The organism is Enterococcus sp. AZ067 (assembly GCF_051715005.1).
GTDB classification, from domain to species: Bacteria; Bacillota; Bacilli; order Lactobacillales; family Enterococcaceae; genus Enterococcus_D; species Enterococcus_D casseliflavus.
In genome coordinates this window covers 1,386,207-1,407,709 of the sequence record NZ_JBIOSY010000001.1, presented here as the reverse complement: position 1 = coordinate 1,407,709, position 21,503 = coordinate 1,386,207, and the positions used below count along the sequence as shown (strand labels likewise).

The window sequence follows — 21,503 nt, the reverse complement described above, 5'->3', positions numbered from 1 at the left end:
GCTATTCGCCCCCTTCCTCCATCAAGTTATCTGCCACATCGGCATCGACCCGTTCCGCAGCAACCAGTTCTTCTAAAGAAGCGCTCATGGTATGCATGCCTTCGTTTTTCCCCATCTGCAGCATATTATGGATCTGGTGGGTTTTCCCTTGACGGATCAAGCTGGCGATTCCTCGGGTATTGAGCATCATCTCGGTTGCTGCTACCCGTCCGTTGCCATCGATCGTTGGCAGCAAGCGTTGGGACAAGATCCCTAGTAATGCGCCAGCAAGCTGTGTACGAATCTGAGTCTGCTGATCGGCAGGAAAGACATCGACGATCCGTTCAATGGTCGCTGGGGCACTTGACGTATGCAAGGTTCCTAATACCAAGTGTCCCGTTTCCGCTGCCGTCAAGGCAATCGAGATCGTTTCAAAATCTCGTAGCTCCCCTACTAAGATGACGTCTGGATCTTGCCGCAGGGCAGCTCGTAAGCCATTGCCAAAGGACATGGTGTCGCTGCCGACTTCGCGCTGGGCAACGATGCTTTTTTTGTGGTTATGGATGTACTCAATCGGGTCTTCCAACGTCAAAATATGCGTCTTTTTGGTATCATTCAAATAGTCCAGCATCGCAGCCAGTGTCGTTGATTTCCCTGAACCGGTCGGCCCTGTAACTAAGAACAAGCCTTGGCTTTTATGGATCAGAGTCCGCAAGACGGTCGGCATACCGAGTTTGCTTAACTTCGGGATCTCGATGGGGATCTGCCGCAAGGCGATCGAAACGGTATCTTTTTGGCGGAAAATATTGACCCGAAAGCGACAGATGTCGCCTAGTTCGTAGGCCAAGTCGGTCTCGCCTTTTCCCTTGAATTCCTCCCATTGCCTTTGGTTGCAAAGGATTTCGGCAATGGCTTCGATGTCCTTGGTGTCGATGGTCGGCACCCCTTCGATCGGTAGCAAGTCGCCGTGGCGACGAAAAATCGGCGGTACGCCTTCGACTAAATGGATATCCGATGCTTTTTGTTCGACGGCGATCATCAACCAATGATCGATCCGCTCTTTAGGTGACATGGCAGCAAATTGCGCCGCTTCGTTGCGATTGACGCCCTGTGTACTGCTGGCAGTCGTCGTTTTTGTCACTGCTTGCCGTTCTGCTTTTTGAATGATCTCCCGCGTCGAGACAGATCGGTCTTGATCGCTCTGGCGACTGTGGGCACGTTTTTTTTCTCTCAGTTCACGATTTTCCCGAATGCGGGTACGGGTCGGAGCTGTTTTTTCTCTCGTCGCCCTTTTGGTTGCTCGCTCTTGTGTTGCCACTCTCGTTTGATCCATTAAACCAGCCCCTTTCTATGTGCATTTCCTTTTAAAACAATGTATGTAGTTCTCCGGTGATCCCTGGATCACCGATAAATCAATCAGCGCCTCACTCTTCTGCGGCGACCACCTTCAAGACTTCTTCGATGGTGGAAAAGCCTTGTTGCACTTTGTCTAACCCATCATCCAACAAAAAGCGCATCTTTCGTTCCTGAACATAATCCATCAGCTGGTCGTTGGTCGCTTTGTTCGTGATCATACGGCGCAGCTTGGCATCGATCGTCAACAGCTCTTGGACGGCCATTCGCCCTTTGAATCCTGTATTGCCACACTTTGGACAGCCAACGGGTTGTGCCAGTTCCGTGACCGTGATGCCATAGGATTCAAATAACTGCTTGTCCTTGTCGCTGGCTGGTCCTACTGTCTTACAAGAAGAACAAAGGGTTCGGACGAGCCGTTGAGCTAAGATGCCTTCTAACGCATTGGCGACCAGAAACGGTTCTACGCCCATATCGACTAAGCGATTGATGGTACTGACGGAATCGTTGGTATGAAGGGTGGATAATACCAAGTGCCCAGTCATGGAAGCTCGAATCGCAATCTCCGCCGTTTCGCCATCCCGAATCTCTCCCACCATCACGACATTGGGGTCTTGCCGCAAGATCGACCGTAACCCAGCGGAAAAGGTCAAACCGACGTTGCTGTTAACTGCCACTTGGTTGATACCTTGCAGCTGAAACTCTACTGGGTCTTCGACGGTGATAATATTGATCTCAGGCGTGTTCAACTCTTGCAGCGCTGCATACAAGGAAGATGATTTCCCGGATCCTGTCGGTCCAGTGACAAGAATGATCCCGTGGGGTTTATGCAAAATCGCTTTAAAGGTTGCCAATACCTTCGGTTCAAAGCGAAACTCATCTAGGCGCCGAATGCCACTGGAGCGATCCAACACCCGAATCACGACTTTCTCCCCATGAATGACAGGCAAAACCGAGACCCGCAAATCAACCACGTTGCCCCCGTTACGAATCATTGCCCGACCATCTTGTGGCACACGTGTTTCGGTGATATCCAAGGAGGAAATGATTTTCAGTCGTGAAGTAACCCCAGTCTGAATACTCTTAGGCAAGTTTTCATGGGTGCGAAGCTCCCCATCGACCCGTAAGCGGACGACTAATCCTTTTTCTTGGGGATCGAAATGGATATCACTGGCGCCCCGATCCACCGCATCTTGCAGCAGGGTATTGACCAATTTGACGATCGGCGAATCATCTAATTTTGAGTCGCCTTCTGGATCGATGGTTTCAACGAGAGAGTCGCTCAAGCCATCCAAACTGATCTCAGAAGGGTAATCGCGAACGATCAGTTGTTGGATATCGGCATTGTGGGCTTTTTGCGGACGAATCAATAACCCAGTGATCAAACGCATTTCATTGATCGCCGCATAATCTCCAGGGTTTGCCATCGCAACGGTCAAACGATTGCCTTTTTTCTCTAACGGAAAGACGCTGTGCTGTTTGGCAAACGAGCGGGGGATCAGGGACAAAACCTCTGAGCTGATCTCTAAGTCAAACAGGTTGCCTGTTTGTGTTTTCTCAGCGGTGGTTGAACTTGGACTACTCTCTGACTTTTTGAGAGGCCTTCTAGGTTTTCTACGTGGCGTTCTTTCACTTGATTGCGGCAACTGGCGCCCTCCTTTCAATAATCGAGTTTATTGATATAGTCAAACATTCGTGTAACGGTTAAATATGCTTCATCATCAGACCACATGTTTCGATCCAAAAAACTTCTGAGGATCGTTACCTCCCCCGGTTGCGCCTGACTTTCAAAGTCGCGGACGCGATAATTGACGCCTAATTGTTGCAGTTGATTTTCCAGTTCCACCTGGTCATCCATATAGTAAGGTACGAGAACGACCGTTCCTTCAAGACGCCGGTTATGAGCCCCTGTTGCTAAAAAAGTCGGGTCAAATAATGCCAAATCTGGCAGGATTTCCATGACAAAGGTCGACTCTCTATCCACAGCTAAATGAAAGGGTTCAACGCCTGTATGACCCAAGATCAGCTGGGCACCATTTTTTAAGGTGATTTGATTCCAATACGCTGGATCTTCATAGTAAGAATCAAAAACCGCTGAGCTGCCTGCTTCTGCTAATGCCAGTCTTCGGCGCATCGATAAATGAAAGCCCGTGAACCTCCATCATGGTATTGCTGCCATCCAATGTGATTCTTGACGGGTCATGAGGCACTGTGAATTGATTTTGATTCTGAAAATACGAGAAATCATCGATCGTTCCACCACTAGGCATCATCGTATTCGTCAGCATAAAATCACCATAAACAGTAATCCTTCGTTCCGTATCTTCGGTACTATGCACGATCGAGCCTTCCGTGACCGGTCCCGCATAAAAATTGCTGCTCGTCAGAACCATTGACGGCTTCATAAACGTCAAACTACCATCTGCAGCAGGGTTTTGTTTCGTAGCTTCTCGATGATAGAAATTAAAATAATTGCTATTTAATTCGCCTAATCCAGAGCCCGCATCTGGTGAATTTACAGAAACATTCAGATGACCTTCAGCAAAGAGAACTCCTTCTTGCTCAACTCTCGAAGCCGAACTATTGGTATTGTTGATCCATACGTTTCCAGCAAGGATATCCGTATATGCTTGTGAGAGGACCAAGCGGCTGCCAGCTCGACTGCCCAAATCGATATACATTCCTAGACCCGCTTGCAAGAAGACGTCTTTGATCAAGTTCAACCCGTTGCTAGGCTGTCCGCCATCATTCTGGATCGCAAGCAGACTTTTTGCCGAAAACTGCCCGCTTCCCTGTCCTTCCATCTGGACCCCATGATTAAAGAAAAAGGAACCATCGAAATGCAGCCGATTAAGAATCGGCTTTGTACGAAAATCTAAAAATCTGCCGTCTTGAAAATCTTGCAGGACATTGTTGGCAAACCCAAATTGCAGGAAGTCATCCGATTCAAAGGCGAGATAATCAAATGATGGGCGTACGCGCTGGAAATCGGCGACTTCGAATAATTTTCGAATCCAAGTATCGGCGGATACCGCTTGTCCTACTGTAGAGGGTAGGTAATAGGGATAAAAAATGTTTCGCCAAATATCCAGCTGTGTTTGTCTTTGTTCGAGGTCTTCTTCTTCAAGCTGCATTTCATAGATATATTCGGCAGAAGCTGTATGTACTCGCGGCTGTCCTTCAGCCAGTTGCGTCTGATCCGTGACTTGCGATTGAATTTGAATAATGATTTGAAGATTGGTTTTATCTGGCAGCATCGAGGCTGCTTGGATCCATCCTTGCTCCCCACCAGATTTCGTCATTACATAAGGGGCGATCTCATTATATTCATAGTCAACAATAGAGGAGGTAAAAGAAAATTTATTATCGATGGTCTCATTCACATCGACTTCATCCAGCACAGATCTCAATTCGTTATCTAGATTGTCTATCCATTCATTATTATTAGAATAGAAGCCGCCAGATTGCATGGTTCGAGTGATTAAATCATCTATTCTCAGTTTTAGGTCCTGAGAAGCGAGTTGAAAGGAATATTCGTGTACATCTTCCACGCGACGGAAGCTATCTACCGTTCGAATTTGTGAATTGACATTTCGAGCAACAAGGAAGACCAAGCCAATCATCAAAGAGGAAAGAATGATCGCCGCGAGGGCATAAATCAGCGCAAAACCCGCTTCATTTTTTCTACCATCGTCCATTCCCCGGTACCCCCCCTCTTGCTTTCTCATTGTCCCGATAATTGATCGTAAATTCTCGTCTATAGATAATCTGCTCGTGGTTATCAGTGACCAGATCCTCCATCTGCCACCAGCCAGTCAAATCATCATAATAATCCGCAAAATTGATCGTTTCCGTGTAAAATAAAACGAAAAATTTGGTCTGTATACTGAACGTATCGCGATAATTTGGCGTATAGTGATGGGTCAGCGTCGCTTCATTCTCATTTTTTTGTTGAATGATCTTTAACTTAATGGTAGGGTCTTTCGTATCATAGACTCTGGCACGGATATTGTTGGTATCTGTGATATCCGTCACAACCATTCGCGGACTGCCCTCTTCCGTAATTGCTGCCCCTAAGGTTCCTTCGGGCATGGTTTTGACAATATGTTCCTCGTGGAAAAGAAGACTATCATATTTTCCTAAATACCCCGCATGTTCATAGATGCCGTCAATTTTGGCGATTTGGTCTGCTTGCGCCATGATTTCATTCGCGATCCCTTGAAAGGCAGCAATTCGACCTTGACGGACAGAGGCTTGGACGATCAGAAAGAGTGTCCCAGAAAAGAGAGCAATGATAATGCCGAATATCACGATCGCCCCTAACAATTCGACAAGCGTGACTCCTTGCTCATCCTGTAACCGATGCTTCATCTGCGCCCCTCCTTTGCAACTTCCGCAAGAACAGCCAGCCCTCTCAATAGTCAACTACCCAATGCAGATACGTTTCTGTCAAAAATGCGCCCGTTTGTTTATCGAAGACCTGAATAATAAGTCCGATGCCCAGCTGCCGACGATCATAACTGTCTTCTCGCAGTCCATGCCTGGGGTCTTCACGAATGGAGACCTTGACTAAATAGTTGGTGGTTTCTTCATTCTCCGACAAGTACGTTCCCATATAGAGGCGATTTTCTTCCGAATTTGCCAAGGGCTGCGGCAAATGAGCGCCAGAATGATCGTATACCACTTTGCGAATAAATCGTCCCCGATTGAGATCATCTACAGCAATCGGAATTTCTTCATACATCGGTTGCCCTTGCGCATTGTATTGAATCCCTGAATTATCGAGGACCAAATGGTGTCTGCGAATTTCTGAGGGGTCATCTGGATCGACCATCATCCAAGATGGTCGAGCAGTAAAGATCCCGATATTCAAATCCGCCAAATCTTGGGTCTGCGCTCGGTAGATTAGCCATTCCTTGACGTCATCTCGTGCTGCGATAGCCTCTTCCATTCGGGTATTGTAGCTAAGGATCAGGTTGTTTTGGATGATCAGCATGGCGATCATGACCATCGCGATCCCGAGAATGACGATCGCTCCAAGGATCTCAACAAGGCTGAACCCTGATTCATCAAGTACTCTATGTGCTTGTCTGCCGTTTTTCAGTTTCATCACCTGCTTTTTGCCTAGCCCCCGATCAAGGAGAATCCTTTTCTTCTAGCTGGTTGATACTTGTATCTGGGTCAAGAAAAGATAATTTGCTAAGGGTGAACCCCCAGTGAATCAGTTTATTGAAATCAGGGTAGTCAGCTAATGGAATACTTTTTTTGGCTTTGCGTGTGATGCGAATTCGTTCCCTGATATAATGATACCTTTCTTCTTCAACCAGTCGCTGAATCTCGGCGAGCCCTTTTTCAACATCAGGATCTTCGACATTCGCTTGCATGTATTGTTGGTAGAAATAATCCAAATACTTCCCGTATTGAAGAAAATAACGGTATTCAATTTCTTCAATGACCATTTTCACGTGAATCTCTCCTTGACTTATTTTCTAGCAACTTATTGAAGTGAGTGCAAATGCCGATAGATGATCGCAGTGGCACTCTCTGGCCGATCATTGTCTAACTGAAAGACCTCCTTTAATGATTGTCGATCAGAAGCCTGAATGACTTCGACTTTCGGTAAAAGTTCGTAGGCAAGATGGCTATCGTCTGCGACACTTGTATCGATCATCACTTGTTCGATCAGTGAACGGGTGACGCCATAACCGTCTTCACTTTGATAGGATCGGTCCAAAGGGAAACTATAATAAAACCAGCCATCATCGGGATTATAGATCCAAGTATTTCGATCGATCTGACGGTAATCGCTCAAAGAGCCGAATTCGATCATGATGGCTTCTGAGTCGATCTGGGCGGGACTTTCAGACACAAAGCTGCTTAGCGTTTTCACCGTTTGGGTCGGATACAACCCAGCAGCATCGGGAAACGCACTGATCATCTCTGGCAATTGAAAGGCACTGCCTAACCCAGATTCTGTCGTCGTGTAATCAAATGACGACTGGTCAATCGTTCCTTGTTCTCCGAGATACGTGAATCCCGTAGGTTCTTCATTGGTGGAAAAGGGGCTGGCTAGCTGCGACTCCGCCCAGTTTCGAACAAAATAACGATACCCTTCAAGATAATAACTATAGGTCAAGTTGGCTGCTTCAAAGGTCCACTCAGCAACCGGATCAGCAGGATTGAGCAGCAGCAGTTCCCCACTCATTTTCTGCATGACCGGTTGTTGGTTTCGTCGAAAGGAATAGCTGAAGTGCGCTTCGACAAGGACCGGTTCTTGCCAGAGATCTGGCGGACCATCGATCAAGTCTGATGACGGTTGCTCCTCCATTTCTTCATTGCCTTCGGTGTGATCGTAGAAGTTCTCAGGATTATCCTGTCCTTCAGCGTCTAATTCCCCCAATAACTCCTGCATCTCTTCACTATCGAAGGCATCCAAGGCAGGCGTGGGTGCCAACTCTTCGATCGTCTCATCGCTGATCCAAACCATCACTTGACCATCAAGAGCATTTCCAACAAGTTCTGGGATCTGCTGGGTCACGTTCTGATACCCTCTTGCTAAAATTTCGTTTTCATCAAAGCGAGACAGTACTGGTAATAAGTCTGGCGCATCACTCGCATCTGCCGCCTGCTCAAAGGCTGCTTCCTCACTGTCTGGCGCGATATAGCGCAGCACTTCTTCAAAGCTTGCTCGAACAAACACTGGCACTTCACTGGCGTTCATTACCCGAACGGATCGTTGGATCGTCGTCCCTGTAAGGGTCATTCGTTCCTGCCATTCTTCCAAAATCTCGATTTTTTCGAACACTTCATTTTCATCCGCTAAACGACGAATGTGAATAGACTGATTATTCTGCCAAATCAAGATGCTAAGCAACAAAAGAAAGAAAAGCAGACCCGCGATACTATTTCTTAACACTATTTTTTTTTGCAACCTTGTTTCCTCTTTTCTCAAGTAATGAAGGCTCTCAAGTAAAGAGATAAATGCCTAATAGAATGAATAAGGCGATCAATGATACACAGAAGATGATAGATAATATCAAGTTTTGATCAATAAAACGAAACACATCTGCTACATGGTTGATACTCATTGAGACTTCCCCAACGAAACGGTCTGCTTCGATGGCTTCTTCCCCAAATGCCTGTCCATCACCAATGACGGATAAATGATAGCCTTGCTCTTCGTCAGCCTCGATCGATAGCACTCGGCGGGCAATATAGCCTGTTCCTGAGCTATTTGTAAAGACTCCGATCCCGTTTGGCTGTACTTGAGTGAAGGCTTGTTCTCTTAAAATGATCAAATCTTGTGTGCGTAATGCGGAGCTGTCAAGATTCGCCATGCCATTATCAGATAAACGCACCACCCGATGATTGAAAACCGTCATCTCGTTTTGATCAGCTACATATAAGCCGATAAACGTAAAGAGGACAGTCATGCTACAAACCAAGAAAATCAGATAAATGATTTTCAGTACGAGATCACCAGATTTCTTTTTAGCTGTTGGTTTCTTCGTCGCAGCTTTGCCTTTTTGCGGGGTTGGTCGTTTCTGGGAAACCTCCGCTGGTTTTTTGCCTTGCTTGTGGGTCCCTTTTGATTTGGCATTCGGATTACTTGATTTCTTAGTTTTCCCCTGCTCGTTGCGCTGGCTTGGACGTGCTTGCTGCGGTGGACGCTTTTTCTTTTTGCGTGGTGCTTCACTGGTCGTACTGGCAGCTGCTCTTTCTTTTTGCTTGCTAGGATGCTGCTTTTCGGTCGGTAATTTGGGGCGATTCGCTGTGCTAGCCGCTTTTTTTCGTTTCTTTTTCGCAGGCGCCTGTCCTGTCGGTTCTTTTTGAGGTGGCTTTTTTGGTCGTTTCTTGCCACTTGAAGGGCTGGCTTGCTTGCCTTGCGCCTGAAACTTTTCGATTCGGGGATTTCTCGGTGTATCCTCTGGTTGTTCTCGTTTTTTTTCACGTTTGGCAGGCTGTGGCGGACGTTTTTTTCTTCTAGGTGCTTGCGACTGATTACTCATTGGCATCTACCTCGCTGCCCGCTCGTTCCATCCCTCTTAATTGGTTTGCATAAGTATTGGCATTGGCGTTTTCCTGCAAGCGATCCTTGACAGTCCGAATGGACGCAGGCAAATTCCCTGAGCCTCGACGATTTACCGAGCTTCTTTGCAAGTCTTCAAACAACGAACGGGTCGTCTTAGCTTCTTCCTTGCGGGCTGCTTCGATTGCTTGTGCACGTGTGCGTTCAATCTCTTCCAAGACCTCTTCGGTTGGCTCGTTGTCATAGATGGTTAGATCATAGGCCTCGATCAACGCATTCAGCTTTTGGTCATAATGGATGTCCGTGGCATAGCGCCCTGTCAACCATGCAGTTGCTTCCCGATAGGTTGGGGCATTTTCTTTCCAAACGGGGGCATAAAAGCGCGGGTTGCCTGTGATGCCTCCTCTTAGTAAGCGAGCGTAATCTTCGATGGATTCACGGTAACTTGGGTATTTACGGAAATTGGAAGAGATCGTATACCACGCACCACTTCCATCATCTTCTTGCGTATTGAAGGTCACTTTTTGCCCACGAAAGCTGCCCTTGATGCCAAAGAGATTGTGGTTTGGCGGACTGGATAAAGCACTATTTCCTGAGCCAGTCTCCAAGATGGCTTGTGCGATCATCACTGAAGCATAAAGATCATTGTTATAGGCAACATCCTGCGCGTCAGAACCGATCTCATTGATGAATTGTTGTGTCGTTAGATTACGTGAAACCGAAAACTGAAAGTTGCTTTCCCGCTCTTCTTCATCGATCGGCGATTCGGGTTCTTCAGTGATTGGATCGGGATCTTTTTCTTTGTCCTGATTGGTTTGATTCCCATTTGATTGGTTGTTTCCGCTATTGTTGCTGCTGTTGGTATCGTTTGTTTCTTCCTCGTTCGTTTCAGGTCCAGCAGGCTGATTCGGCTGTTGATCGCCTTCTGAAGGCTCTGGCGTCGGCGGAACATCTTCAATCTCTTGGTCTTCTGTTTCATCGGTGCCGCTCTCTGTTTCTTCCTCGTCTATCTGCCCATCATCTGCCGGTCGTTCAATATCATTTACGACTTGAACTTCCGTTCCTTTTTCGGCCTGCTCCGATTCTTCTGGGAGGCTTTCATTTGTTTGTTCTGGAGGAGTATCAAGTTGCTCCGTTATCCTGTCAGCTCCTTCGTAGGAGACCGGTCGGAGGGCATCCGTTATCGATTGCCCACGACTTTCTCGTTGTGCATCGATGGTTTCCATATAAGTAGATGGTTCTACACCTAAGATCGATCGAACCATGGCTTCAGAAATCGTTTGATTATTGATGATTCCGATAAATGCTCCGATCGCTAACAGACTTTTTACGTTTCTTCTGGGCTTTTTCATCTTCTTGATCCTCCTCCTTGGGGCTGTTCTTGCTGGTGCCTTTTTTTGGTCGTTCATGGTCTTTGCTTTCATTTTTTTCAAGCTGTACAAGTAGCAATTGATAATGGAAGGCATTGTTCCGCAAATACATCGTAAAACCTAGCAAAAGAGCGAGTAAAAACAAATGACTGATAGTGACATATTCTCGAAAGGCAGAGAGATAAAAATAGGCGGTCAGCTGCAAAAATACCGCTAATGGAATCAAAGAAGCAATAAAGTAGATGCGGTATAAGAATAAGAATCGTTGTTTTTGCTTTTGGGTTCTCATAGACTGCTCCTAACGTCTGTATTGCCTTCAATCAATGCTTTTTTTTCTAATAGATAGCTTTCGCTTTGGAGAAGATCAAAGTAAGCGGCTTTTCGTAAAAGATTGTCATAGTCCATCTTCATAATGCGTGCGTAAGGTTTTCTAAACCATGGTCGCTCATACAATTTGACCCGTGACTCAATCACGCTGCATTCATAAAAAACCAAGCTGATATCTTTAGCAGAAAGGTTGTTGTCGACCACTTGCTGCACTTGCCCTCTCTCATAGGTCAACTCTTTTTCGTTCAAGGTCATCTTTTCGATCTTTTGTACGAGATTGTCATTGATGCGCCAAACCTGTTCCAGGTATTTGGCTTTTTGAAAAAGATAGGTATATTCTCGTAAGCTGATCTTCAATTGCGTATGCCAGTTCTCGTCTTCTTCATCGGTCAAGCTGTTTAAATAGTGGATACTATTTTTGATCAAAGAGGCTTCCAAGTTTTCGATGTAGATCTCAAGCTTTTGATTGGCCAAGCGCAAGCGCTCTTTGCTTGCTCGTTCTCGTTTCGCCTCTTCCTCCAACGCTAATTCATTGGCGTTGACTTTGGACAATTGCTTGGCTTTTTTTGACTGTTTTTTTTTGCTGCTTTTTTTGCGAACTTTCTTTTTGAACTTTGGTGGCTCATCCGCACTGACCTTTTGGAACTCGACTGTGTCTTCCAGCTCTTTTTTCACTGCATCGGTTTTGCCTTGCCGTTTTTCTTCATGGACTTGCGCTTTCGGGCGACTCACAAACGTGACATTTTGTTCATCGATCACGCTTTGAACGATTTTTGCCAGTTGCTCTTTAAAGTCGTTCGCATCACTTACACCAGCCGAGGCTTGCTGCTGCAAGCTGGCATCCAACTGAATCGTAAAGGGAAACTCTTCTTCTGTGTAAGCGATTGGTACAAACTCCAAAAACAGATTGCTTTTTTCATCGGACACATGATTGATGCCGATTTGCGTCCACACAAACTGTGGGAATTGCTGTTCCAAAGGAATGCGTAATTTTGAGTAATCGATTTTTTTCCGTAAAATCTCCATCTCGATATGATGGGTGAAGGCTTCGATGGAATAAAATTGCTCAAAGTAATGCGTCACTTGTTTGCGGATCGAGGATTTGAGCGGCCACTTTTTTTGATAGAGGTTGTCGCAGGCAGTGATTACTGATGGAAGTGCCTCTTGTTTATAAAATAATTCCTCAAGATTTGGACTCAAGGTTGGATAGATGGCAATTTTTAAAATATCATTCGTCACATTCGTCCCAATAACCAACATTCTCATAAGAAATCAACTCGTAGTTGTTGCCCGTGATTTCTTAAACAGCACATATGGTCCTAGTGGGTTTCCCTCCTTTGTCGTGTCGCTCTCAGAAATTATTCAGCAGACCTTTTCGTCTATTCCGACTTATAACCTTCGTTTTAGTCTGGCAGATTCAATACTTTGCTATGCTGGATCAACTGCTCAAACAGCCCTTTCGACTCATGATGAAACGCCGTAAGTCGTTCTTGGTATTGCTTGATCTCTTGACGGATCTTCATCACTTCCATCGATGCTTCTGAAATGATCTTGTGGGCTTCATTTTCCGCCATTTGACGTCTTCTGTCAGCTTCCAGTTCTGCTTCAGCAGCGGTTTCCCGTGCTTTTTCTTTTGCTTCGATCAAAATCGTCGCCAGCTCGTCCTTCATTTGTTCGACCTTAGTCAATTCACGTTCCAAGTCACGCTGTAAGACATTCTTATCTGCCAATTGTTCGACTCTTGAACGCTCGAGATCACGATATTTCGCTTCGGCTTCTTGCAAGCGCATGTTCAACTGTTGATTTTCATTTTCAAGCGAAGTGATCCGCCGCATGCTTTCGACTTCTTTTAATTTGTAGTTTTCGATAATCGCCGCTTTTTCTTCTAAATGAATCGCTTTTTCTTCAAAAGCTTGGACTTGCTTGCTTTTTTCTTCTAATTCTTTTAGCAGTTCATCTTCTCTTTGACGCAATTGTTCGAGCTCTTCTTCTACTTCGATCAATTCGTCTTCTTGACTCGTCAACTGCTCAATTTCCTGCTCATAATTGGTTTTGAGTGCTTCTTGTTGACGTTCTGCTTCTTTTAACTGCTGCTGTAACTCGTTGTAGCGCATTTGCAGCTGCTTGTTTTCATAAATGATACTTTCTTGTTGCGTCGCTTGCGAAGCCATCCGATTGATGGATTCTTGTTTGTTTTCCAATTGCTTGGTCAAATGTTCGACGGTTTTGGTCAATTGTGAAACGGTATTTTCTAATGCCAGCAGCTCTTCTTGGGCATCATCCTCATACTCGTCTTCCTCGTATTCTTCATCATCGTACTCATCGTCCTCGTACTCGTCGTCTTCATATTCTTCATCGTCATACTCATCGTCATCATATTCTTCATCATCGTACTCGTCTTCGTCGTACTCTTCTTCATCATATTCCTCGTCGTAGACATGAACGCCTTCGTAAGTTTCTTCATCTTTCTTTTTGCGAAATAATGCCATGTTACCCCTCCTGATTCCTCACTCATCGATGATTTGATTCGTTGAACAATTTAATGTGTCTACAAATTGGTCTGCTTGTTAGTCTGCTTTCGTGAAAAGTTGCACTTTGGCTGTTCTACCCTCGGGCTTTTTTTCAAACGAGCTGACGTTTCTGCTATGACCTTTTGAGCAGTGATGTCCGCTTCCTTCTTGTCCCCCTTCGCTTAAAAAAGAAAGCAAAGACCCCCACATCCCTGGATTTCCACGACCTCCATGTATTTTGGAAGATAGAAATCAAGTAAATGAATCGGCCTGTTTCTCAATAAAATAGCCATTAAACGAAAAGACGGCTTCCGTTCGCAGAACATCTGTTGTCTATTTGATAGTATCAAAGCAAAAACAGATTGAAAAATCAGATATTTCTTCACTTGATGAAATATTTGTCAGAGGAAACCATTTATCCCCAGTGATATTGTTAAAAAATGAGCAAAATATCCTCGTATTAAAAAACAGGCGTTCTTCTTTAAACGATCTTTATCTTAAATCAACAATCACGCCTTCTTAACCGCCGATCAATCCCCTCAAAAAAAATCAGCGACCTTATAAGCCAAGGTCGCTGATCGATTCTTTACCTATTATATAGTTTTCCTGCTCAGTCAGGGTTCAGCCATTGGAAGCGATCCCTTTTTTCTCAGTTTGAAAGCAAGTTCCAGTCCGCTGCTCCGCAACTGTAAGTTTTTTTCTCCCTGATGGGCTGCTTTTCTATTGCCTTAAAAAAAGAAAGAACCGTTTCTTGAAAATCCGTTTTCTTTAAACGAACAACTTTTTATGCATATATAATGTCGCCATCCGATAATCATAATGGATCATCGAAAAGGCTAATAGTTCGCCATTTCTCAGATAGCTGTCGTCTCGTACGATCAGTGCGGGCATGCCTTCTTCTAGATGAAAGAACGCTGCTTGTTCCTGTGTTAGCGGTTTGCTTTGGATGAACTTGTCGATGAAGGCGACTGACAGTTGTTTTTCTTCTGCCAAAGCTTGGAACATTGACCCCTCCATCATCGTTTCGGAGATCTCCCCTACGATTTCAGGTATATAATAGGAGCGTTCAATCAAATAGGGTTTGTCATCTAGCGTGCGAAACCGTTGGACTTCGATAAAGTGCTGATCTTTCGCAAATTGTTTTTGACTTGGGAGAAACAACGCCTCTGATACTTTGACCAGTCGCTTTGAGGCTTTGACCGTTCGAATGTTTTTCTCGCCCCGTGTCAAGTCTTCATTGAAGCCAAGATCTCCTTGTTCAATGGCCGGTTTTTGGTTGTTTTGAAAGCGAATATACGAGCCGCGGCCTTGCATCTGGTAGATCCAGCCCATCTTGCTCAATTTATTGAGGGCTTGACGTAACGTATAACGAGAAACTGGATAAATCGCCAAAAGCTCTCGTTCACTAGGCATCTTCCCCTGCTCATTTCCTATGTCACCCGCTTCGATCTTTCTGATCAATTCCGCTGCTAAGTCTTCAATACTGAGTTTCGTCATTTGCCTACTCCTTTCCTTCGGATTCTCTACTACTATTATCATCTTTGGCGTAAAAAAAGCCAGCTATTTTTCATAGCCGGCTTATCAAAAAAACGGATTGATTATGCCTTCGTTGCGTTTGCTTGTTCGTCCTTGTATAATTTGCCATCATACATTTTGATGAATGGGAACCAAATCAAGAAAGCAACGACTGCACAGATGATTGCTAAGACAAAGGCACGCCAGTCACCACCTGAACCAATAAAGCCAGATAATCCAATTGGGGTCGGCCACGCTACTTGAGCAATCGGTGGGTTAACAAAGCCTAAGTTGATACCAAAATAAGCAACGGACATTGAAACCATCGGTGCTAAGAAGAATGGGATCGCTGTGTACGGGTTGTATACCACTGGCATCCCGAACAAAATCGGTTCATTAATATTGAAGAAGGATGGCACGATCGCTGCTTTTCCTAAAGCACTTAACTGCGCTGATTTTGCAAAGAAGGCGATGAAAATCACCATTCCTAACGTCGCTCCTGAACCACCGATCGTAACGAAACTGTTGTTAAATTCACCCGCAAAGGCAATGTTGGCACCATTTTGGTTTTCCACCATATTTGACAACACGATTGGCGTCAAGAATGAGGTCACGATCGTTGCCCCATGAATACCGACGATCCATAGTGCATGCATGAAGAAGTAGATAACAAGTAGTCCGATCCAGGTACTGGTCAATTGCGTCACGAAACTAAACGGAATCGCAATGACTTTGAAAATATCTGTGCCCATTGCGACTAATGCACCATTGATAACGATCACAGTGAGTGCAATTAGGGCTGTAGGAATCAAAGCAGTAAATGAGGAAGAAACACCTGTAGGTACTGTATCAGGCATTTTGATGACAATATTGCGCTTCACACAAAACGCGTAGATTTTTACGGCAATGATCGCCATGATGATCGCTGTAAAGATCCCAGTTGTTCCTAAACGAGTAACGCCTCCACCGATTTCCCAACCATTAATGATTTTCTGATCGTCAGAAATCACTTCAACTAGCGTGGCTACTCCGCCTTCAAAGACTAATTGCGGCAAGCACATAAAGAACGCCATCATAGAAAGTAATGCTCCATTGACTGGGCTTAAAACAAGTTTTTCTTCTTGTGCTTGAATCTTAGTATACTCATATCCAAAAACAATACAAAAATATAGTGCTAAAATCCCCATTGTTGCAGTGTTACCCAGCATATAGAGATTAACTACTTTATCAAATGATGTACTCCAAATGCCCTCTAATACAGGAAAACTTTGTGGCAAAACGCTGATGATCAAGAACATTGATCCTACGATAGTGAAAGGAATCGACGCCATCCCGGCTGCCATGACCCCACGAACGATCCGTAATTGTGAGATTTTCCCCATTGGACCCATTAAGTAGCGGTCCAAGAAGGCAAACATTTTGTTATTTTCTGAATCCATTGACTGTTCCTCCTTGAGTTTCAAATGTAGTCAAATACGTGAAATATTTGTCGCGGTCATGCTCGATCAACCACGCTTTACGCTGAATGAACAAACACGCCATCATGCCGACAGAAAACAAGGCAAGTAAGATCCCTCTACCCGATTGATTCATAAAAGGAATCAACGTTGCTTGCTGCCCGATCAAAATACCAAAAATTGCAATGAGATTGACGCCGAATTGGAGCCAATAACCGATCTTTGTCACCAGTAAACGATTCGATTGCTGCCAATATTTTTGAGTTTGTTCAATAAGTATAAGTCCATCAACGATCAATAAGGCAATGGGAATCAAACCAGCCCATGTCCATTGAGACAGACTCAATAGGGTCCAATAAAGATTGACAAAGAAAAAGATCGCAGTCATATAACGAAAAAGTAAAAAACGATTAAACCGCATACTTTTGTTTGCATATTCTTTCTTGGCTGCTTGGGTTACCGGTTTCCTTTTGGTCACAAGTCCTCCTCCTTTCGTTTTGCTTTCGCTCAACAACTTGTTCGAACAAGTTATATTCTAGCAGAATTCTTGTTGAATGCAACCGATTTCTTTTTGAAAGTGTTCTCTGAAAATAATCTGCTTTTTCATTCGTTATTTCTGAAAAGTTAAGCGAATCTCAAGGAACCTTGCAGGATAACGAGGGAATGTTCCTGACTCTCGGCTTTTGTTCGAGTAGAAAAAAGTTATTTTTAGCATTCGTTTTTGCAAACAGTGTTTGTTCCTGAAGGCTTTATCCCCCAAACAAGGCAACAGGTTTGTAAAGTTGCTAACTTTACAGTACACTCTAAGTAACAAAACGTTTGATTTCGAACACGCGTTATTTTTAGCGATCGACATTCCCTGTACTCGTTCCTTAAAACGAAAGGAGATCCTCCCCATGGATGTATTAGAAACTTACTTAACCAGCATTGAAGATCCAGTAAAGCAAGAAAAACTGCGTGCCTTATTTGCCGCTATTACCAAGAAATTTCCTGACCTCGTTCCAGTCATCAAGTGGAATCAGCCGATGTTCACCGCCCATGAGACCTTTATTATCGGTTTCAGCGTTTCAAAACCACATTTTTCTGTCTCCCCTGAAACCAAGTGTCTTGAACAGTTTGCCGATGCCATCGAAAAAGCTGGTTACAGCCATACGGATAACATTTTTCGCATCAAGTGGACTGAGCCGATCGATCAAGGATTGATTGAGGACATGATCGCTTTCAACCTGAAAGACAAAGCGGAGATGACCCGCTTTTGGCGCTGAGCCAATCGAGACTTCGTAAAAGAAGAGCAACCCAAAAAACCGCAGAAGCCTGTTCGCTTCTGCGGTTTTTCTGACTATTATAAGCCTAATTCTGGCGCCGGATCAAAGAATCCTGACCATAAGCTTGTTGACATCCCTAAATGTAGATGGACGCCAGTTGAATTCCCAGTCGTTCCCATACCGCCAACATATTGTCTAGCTGAGACGCTTTGTCCGACCGAAACAGCTGGCAGCGTACTAAAGTGCATGTAGTAGCTGTAAACGCCATTGGCATGTTTGATGATCACATAGTTACCAGTTGACGGACCATAGCCCGCTTCAACGACTTCGCCTGCTTGGATTGCATAGATCGGCGTTCCTGTCCCCCCAGTAAAGTCGATGCCATTATGTTGATTTCCTGATGCACCTGTTGGATCTGTTCGATACCCAAAACGACTCGAAATATGAACCGAATCGACTGGCATTTGCCATCCACCTGTGCTTGCTTGTTCCTTTGGCTCAGCTGCTTGCTGCACAGGTGCAGGCGTAGCTGCAGTTTTTTCTGACGACACCGATGTTTCTGGCGCCACTGCGGCTTCCGTCTTCGGCTGGGCTGCCGCCACTGCTGCTTGTTGAACGGCAGGACTTTCGGCAGTTTCAGCTGACTTGGCTTCTGCTGCTTGCTGACGTTTGGCTGCTTCTTCTGCTTCTTTGCGCGCTTTTGCTTCTTGTGCTTCTTGTTCAGCCAGTTGCTTCAACGCTGCTTCTTTTTGCCGTTGTGCTTCTGCTTTGTCCGCTTCCAATTGGTCTTTTTTCTCTTCTTCGGTGTTCAACGCCAGGGCAAGGTCGGCTAGTGCAACTTCTTGATTCAATTTGACATCAGCTAATTCCGCTTGTTTTCCTTGCAATGCGTTTGACTGCTCTTCGATCGCAACCAATTGTTCCTGCAACTCTTTTTCCAATTTCTGGCTCGTTGCGATATCTTCTTGCTGTTGTTCGACAATGCTATTGCTGGCATTCATGATCGTTACTGAAGCGATCGCCCGTTGAATAGCTTCTCCGATGGACTCCGCATCAACGATTTTTTGGAACAAACGATTGGAAGGTTCCGACGTTTGAATGTCACGCGCTTGATTCGCCAGTACTTCTGTGCGCTTGATGATTTTCTCTTCAAGGACTTGGATTTCTTGTGCCAAGGCATTGACTTCTTCTTCCGTCGCCGTTTTCTTTTGTAAAATTGCTTGGATTTCTCCTTCAATCGATTGAATCTCTGCCTCTGTAGAACGTTTCAGCGATTCTAATGAGGTGGATTCATTTTTTATGTCATTGATTTTTTCATTTTGCTGCTGGATCTTCTGATCAAAGCTGTCTGCGGATACCGTCACGACAGGCAGCGTCAGCAAAACAAGTGAACTTGCAACCAAAAGTGTCTTTTTCATTTTTTCTCCTTAACTAAATGTGTCTTATCGCTTTCTTTAGCATACCGAAAGATTTCACTCTTGGGGCTGTTTTCACACAAATAACATCTGGCTGCAAGAAATTGACATCTAGCTGAAACAAAATTGTTAGAATATTTCAACGAAAAAGATTGCTTTTCTTCGCCTTTTAACCTTCGTTACTTATTAATTGACTGATCTCCTGACCAATTGCTTACGAAAAAGCCGTGATTTGCAGTAATCAGCAGTGGACCTATGCTATACTGGATAAAAAACGGAGGTTCTCATGATACAACAAGTGACCAAATTTACCGATTCTGAATTAGAAACAATCGCCCAGATTTGGCTGCAAAGCAATTTGGATGCCCATGACTTTATTTCAGCTGCCCATTGGCAAGATAACTATGACTTTGTGAAAAATGCCTTTGCCGATGCCCTTATCTACACCTATTCGGTGGATGATCAGCCTGTCGGCTTCATCGGGATGTTGGATGAGTATATCGCTGGTATTTTCGTTTTGAAAGACTATCGTGCCCACGGCATTGGCAAGCAGCTTTTACAAAAAGTACAAGCAGAACACGAGAAGCTGACTCTGAACGTCTACCAAAAAAATACAGCTGCTATTGCGTTTTATCTCAAACATGGCTTTACCATCGTTTCTGAACAACTGGACTCTGATACCGATGAAATCGAAAACACCATGGAGTGGCATCGTTGATGCTGCTTTTTTTCACCTTCTTTTTCCCCTTTTGATCAATCGTACGACCATAACCGCTGATCGGCTTACCCGTCGAATCAATGGATACAATAAACGACAAAAAGCATTGCCTTCCATTTGCTGGATCGGCAATGCTTTCTTTATTTACTAGCGGTATTTCAACCAATGGTTCCCCCCTTGGTGACAATCACTTCGCGATACCAATCAAAGGATTTTTTTCGATACCGTTTGAGTGAACCAGTTTCCTTCTTTATCAGTGATAATCTGGTAAATAATCCCCATGGGCTTCGATCAAATCATCGACTAATTGGGTAATATCTGCCAATGATAACTCTGATGATAAATGAGGATCGAGGTAAGCTGCTTGATAAATCTTGTCTTTCTCAAGGGTCAACGCTGCTTCGACAGTCAATTCTTGCACATTGATGTTGGTTCGGTTCAATGCAGCAAGCTGCGTTGGTAAAGCGCCGACGTAGGTTGGTTGGATGCCGTTCTTATCCACCAAACATGGAACTTCCACACAGACATCCTCTGGTAAATTGGTGATCAAGCCTTTATTCAACACATTTCCAGCAATAACGGTTGGATTGCCGGTCTTGATGGCATCCATGATATAAGAGGCGTATTCCCGACTTCTCTTATGGGTCAAATCGCCATTATCGACGATATCCTCCCGCATCGTTTCCCAATCGCGAATCTGATTTTCGCAACGGGTTAAATATTCATCCAACGGAATCCCCAAATCGTCGATCAATTCTGGGTATTTTGATTTAATGAAATAAGGGTGATACTCGGCATTGTGCTCACTAGATTCTGTAATATAATAGCCAAAACGTTTCATCAATTCAAAGCGGACTGAATCACGGTGGGGATTTTCTTTCTCTTCAGCCAACTGACGGATCGTTGGATAGAAATCTTCCCCATCTTTGGTAATTTCCAATAAAAATGCCATATGATTGATACCAGCAATTTTCCACTGGAAGTCAGCCAGATCATATTGTTCTTTGATCCCTAAATGCTCGAATAATTCTGGAACACATACTTGAACACTATGACAAAGCCCAACCGTTTTGATGGATGTTGCTTTCAATACCCCCATCGTCAGCATCGCCATCGGGTTCGTATAATTCAGCAACCATGCATTTGGACAAACTTCCTCCATTTCTTGAGCAAATTCCAACATGACTGGTAACGTACGCAACGTCCGAAATATTCCGCCAATGCCCATCGTGTCACCTATTGTTTGGCGTAAGCCATATTTCTTCGGTATCTCAAAGTCAATGACGGTGGAAGGTTTGTAGCCACCAACTTGAATGGCGTTTACTACAAAGTCGGCATCTCTTAGTGCTTCTTTGCGATCATGATAGACCTGTATTGCTGCTCGGTTTTGATTGGCATTTTTATTGATCGTCTTTAACATTGCCTCAGATTCACGAAGTCGTTTCTCATCGATGTCGTAAAGGGCGATGTGGGAATCTGCTAAGCTCGGGGTCAACATTGCATCTCCTAGAACATTTTTAGCGAAAATAGTGCTTCCTGCTCCGATAAAGGTGATTTTTGTCATT

20 protein-coding genes are annotated in these 21,503 nt (G+C 44.6%); 2 read left to right on the top strand and 18 right to left on the bottom strand.

Annotation, left to right across the window (positions count from 1 at the left end; translation table 11 throughout):
- Nucleotide 1: 1 nt before the first annotated feature.
- The 16 genes from IGI82_RS06560 to IGI82_RS06485 form a co-directional block, all read right to left on the bottom strand.
- A complete protein-coding gene (locus tag IGI82_RS06560; RefSeq protein WP_008378685.1) occupies nt 2-1,312 on the bottom strand; it encodes a type IV pilus twitching motility protein PilT in 1,311 nt (436 codons plus the stop codon).
- A 91-nt stretch (nt 1,313-1,403) separates the two neighbouring features.
- A complete protein-coding gene (locus IGI82_RS06555) occupies nt 1,404-2,978 on the bottom strand; it encodes a GspE/PulE family protein (protein WP_008378687.1) in 1,575 nt (524 codons plus the stop codon).
- 14 nt (nt 2,979-2,992) lie between these two features.
- Nucleotides 2,993-3,466 (bottom strand): hypothetical protein, encoded by a 474-nt coding sequence (locus IGI82_RS06550; protein ID WP_438841925.1) that lies wholly within the window; start codon nt 3,464-3,466, stop codon nt 2,993-2,995.
- Nucleotides 3,417-5,030 carry a type II secretion system protein gene (locus tag IGI82_RS06545; protein WP_438841924.1) on the bottom strand — a complete coding sequence of 538 codons (1,614 nt, stop codon included), beginning with the start codon at nt 5,028-5,030 and terminating at the stop codon, nt 3,417-3,419. The genes IGI82_RS06550 and IGI82_RS06545 overlap by 50 nt, the downstream gene beginning before the upstream one ends.
- On the bottom strand, nt 5,017-5,703 hold the full coding sequence (locus IGI82_RS06540; RefSeq protein WP_413153471.1) for a type II secretion system protein: 687 nt from the start codon (nt 5,701-5,703) through the stop codon (nt 5,017-5,019). The genes IGI82_RS06545 and IGI82_RS06540 overlap by 14 nt, the downstream gene beginning before the upstream one ends.
- A gap of 43 nt (nt 5,704-5,746) precedes the next feature.
- Entirely contained in the window at nt 5,747-6,442 is a 696-nt protein-coding gene (locus IGI82_RS06535) for a type IV pilus modification PilV family protein (protein WP_375818963.1), read from the bottom strand.
- Nucleotides 6,443-6,467: 25 nt separating this feature from the next.
- Nucleotides 6,468-6,791 carry a hypothetical protein gene (locus tag IGI82_RS06530; protein WP_413153626.1) on the bottom strand — a complete coding sequence of 108 codons (324 nt, stop codon included), beginning with the start codon at nt 6,789-6,791 and terminating at the stop codon, nt 6,468-6,470.
- A gap of 38 nt (nt 6,792-6,829) precedes the next feature.
- Complete coding sequence (locus IGI82_RS06525) at nt 6,830-8,284, bottom strand: hypothetical protein (protein WP_167826738.1); 1,455 nt, start codon at nt 8,282-8,284, stop codon at nt 6,830-6,832.
- A 13-nt stretch (nt 8,285-8,297) separates the two neighbouring features.
- The gene (locus tag IGI82_RS06520) at nt 8,298-9,341 is read right to left on the bottom strand and encodes a hypothetical protein (RefSeq protein WP_061054321.1); all 1,044 of its coding nucleotides are present in this window, start codon (nt 9,339-9,341) and stop codon (nt 8,298-8,300) included.
- Entirely contained in the window at nt 9,334-10,713 is a 1,380-nt protein-coding gene (locus IGI82_RS06515) for a glucosaminidase domain-containing protein (protein ID WP_438841923.1), read from the bottom strand. The genes IGI82_RS06520 and IGI82_RS06515 overlap by 8 nt, the downstream gene beginning before the upstream one ends.
- Nucleotides 10,646-11,020 (bottom strand): hypothetical protein, encoded by a 375-nt coding sequence (locus tag IGI82_RS06510; RefSeq protein WP_005235091.1) that lies wholly within the window; start codon nt 11,018-11,020, stop codon nt 10,646-10,648. The genes IGI82_RS06515 and IGI82_RS06510 overlap by 68 nt, the downstream gene beginning before the upstream one ends.
- Entirely contained in the window at nt 11,017-12,324 is a 1,308-nt protein-coding gene (locus tag IGI82_RS06505; RefSeq protein WP_375818778.1) for a hypothetical protein, read from the bottom strand. The genes IGI82_RS06510 and IGI82_RS06505 overlap by 4 nt, the downstream gene beginning before the upstream one ends.
- A 137-nt stretch (nt 12,325-12,461) precedes the next feature.
- Nucleotides 12,462-13,547, bottom strand: coding sequence for a DivIVA domain-containing protein (locus IGI82_RS06500; protein ID WP_142964400.1), 1,086 nt, complete (start codon nt 13,545-13,547; stop codon nt 12,462-12,464).
- 789 nt (nt 13,548-14,336) lie between these two features.
- A complete protein-coding gene (locus IGI82_RS06495; RefSeq protein ID WP_438841922.1) occupies nt 14,337-15,065 on the bottom strand; it encodes a GntR family transcriptional regulator in 729 nt (242 codons plus the stop codon).
- A gap of 101 nt (nt 15,066-15,166) precedes the next feature.
- The gene (celB, locus tag IGI82_RS06490; RefSeq protein ID WP_016610408.1) at nt 15,167-16,522 is read right to left on the bottom strand and encodes a PTS cellobiose transporter subunit IIC; all 1,356 of its coding nucleotides are present in this window, start codon (nt 16,520-16,522) and stop codon (nt 15,167-15,169) included.
- A complete protein-coding gene (locus IGI82_RS06485; protein ID WP_015509419.1) occupies nt 16,506-17,018 on the bottom strand; it encodes a hypothetical protein in 513 nt (170 codons plus the stop codon). The genes celB and IGI82_RS06485 overlap by 17 nt, the downstream gene beginning before the upstream one ends.
- Nucleotides 17,019-17,436: 418 nt before the next feature.
- Between IGI82_RS06485 and IGI82_RS06480 the strand changes: the two genes are divergently transcribed.
- Nucleotides 17,437-17,805 carry an iron chaperone gene (locus IGI82_RS06480; RefSeq protein WP_077454582.1) on the top strand — a complete coding sequence of 123 codons (369 nt, stop codon included), beginning with the start codon at nt 17,437-17,439 and terminating at the stop codon, nt 17,803-17,805.
- Between the two features lie 77 nt (nt 17,806-17,882).
- Here the strand turns inward: IGI82_RS06480 and IGI82_RS06475 are convergent, their stop codons facing one another.
- Nucleotides 17,883-19,223 carry a peptidoglycan DD-metalloendopeptidase family protein gene (locus IGI82_RS06475; protein ID WP_010747909.1) on the bottom strand — a complete coding sequence of 447 codons (1,341 nt, stop codon included), beginning with the start codon at nt 19,221-19,223 and terminating at the stop codon, nt 17,883-17,885.
- A gap of 283 nt (nt 19,224-19,506) precedes the next feature.
- Here IGI82_RS06475 and IGI82_RS06470 point away from each other — a divergent pair, with 283 nt between their 5' ends.
- Nucleotides 19,507-19,938, top strand: coding sequence for a GNAT family N-acetyltransferase (locus tag IGI82_RS06470; RefSeq protein WP_438841921.1), 432 nt, complete (start codon nt 19,507-19,509; stop codon nt 19,936-19,938).
- A gap of 253 nt (nt 19,939-20,191) precedes the next feature.
- Here the strand turns inward: IGI82_RS06470 and IGI82_RS06465 are convergent, their stop codons facing one another.
- Nucleotides 20,192-21,502, bottom strand: coding sequence for an alpha-glucosidase/alpha-galactosidase (locus tag IGI82_RS06465; RefSeq protein ID WP_438841920.1), 1,311 nt, complete (start codon nt 21,500-21,502; stop codon nt 20,192-20,194).
- Nucleotide 21,503 lies beyond the last annotated feature (1 nt).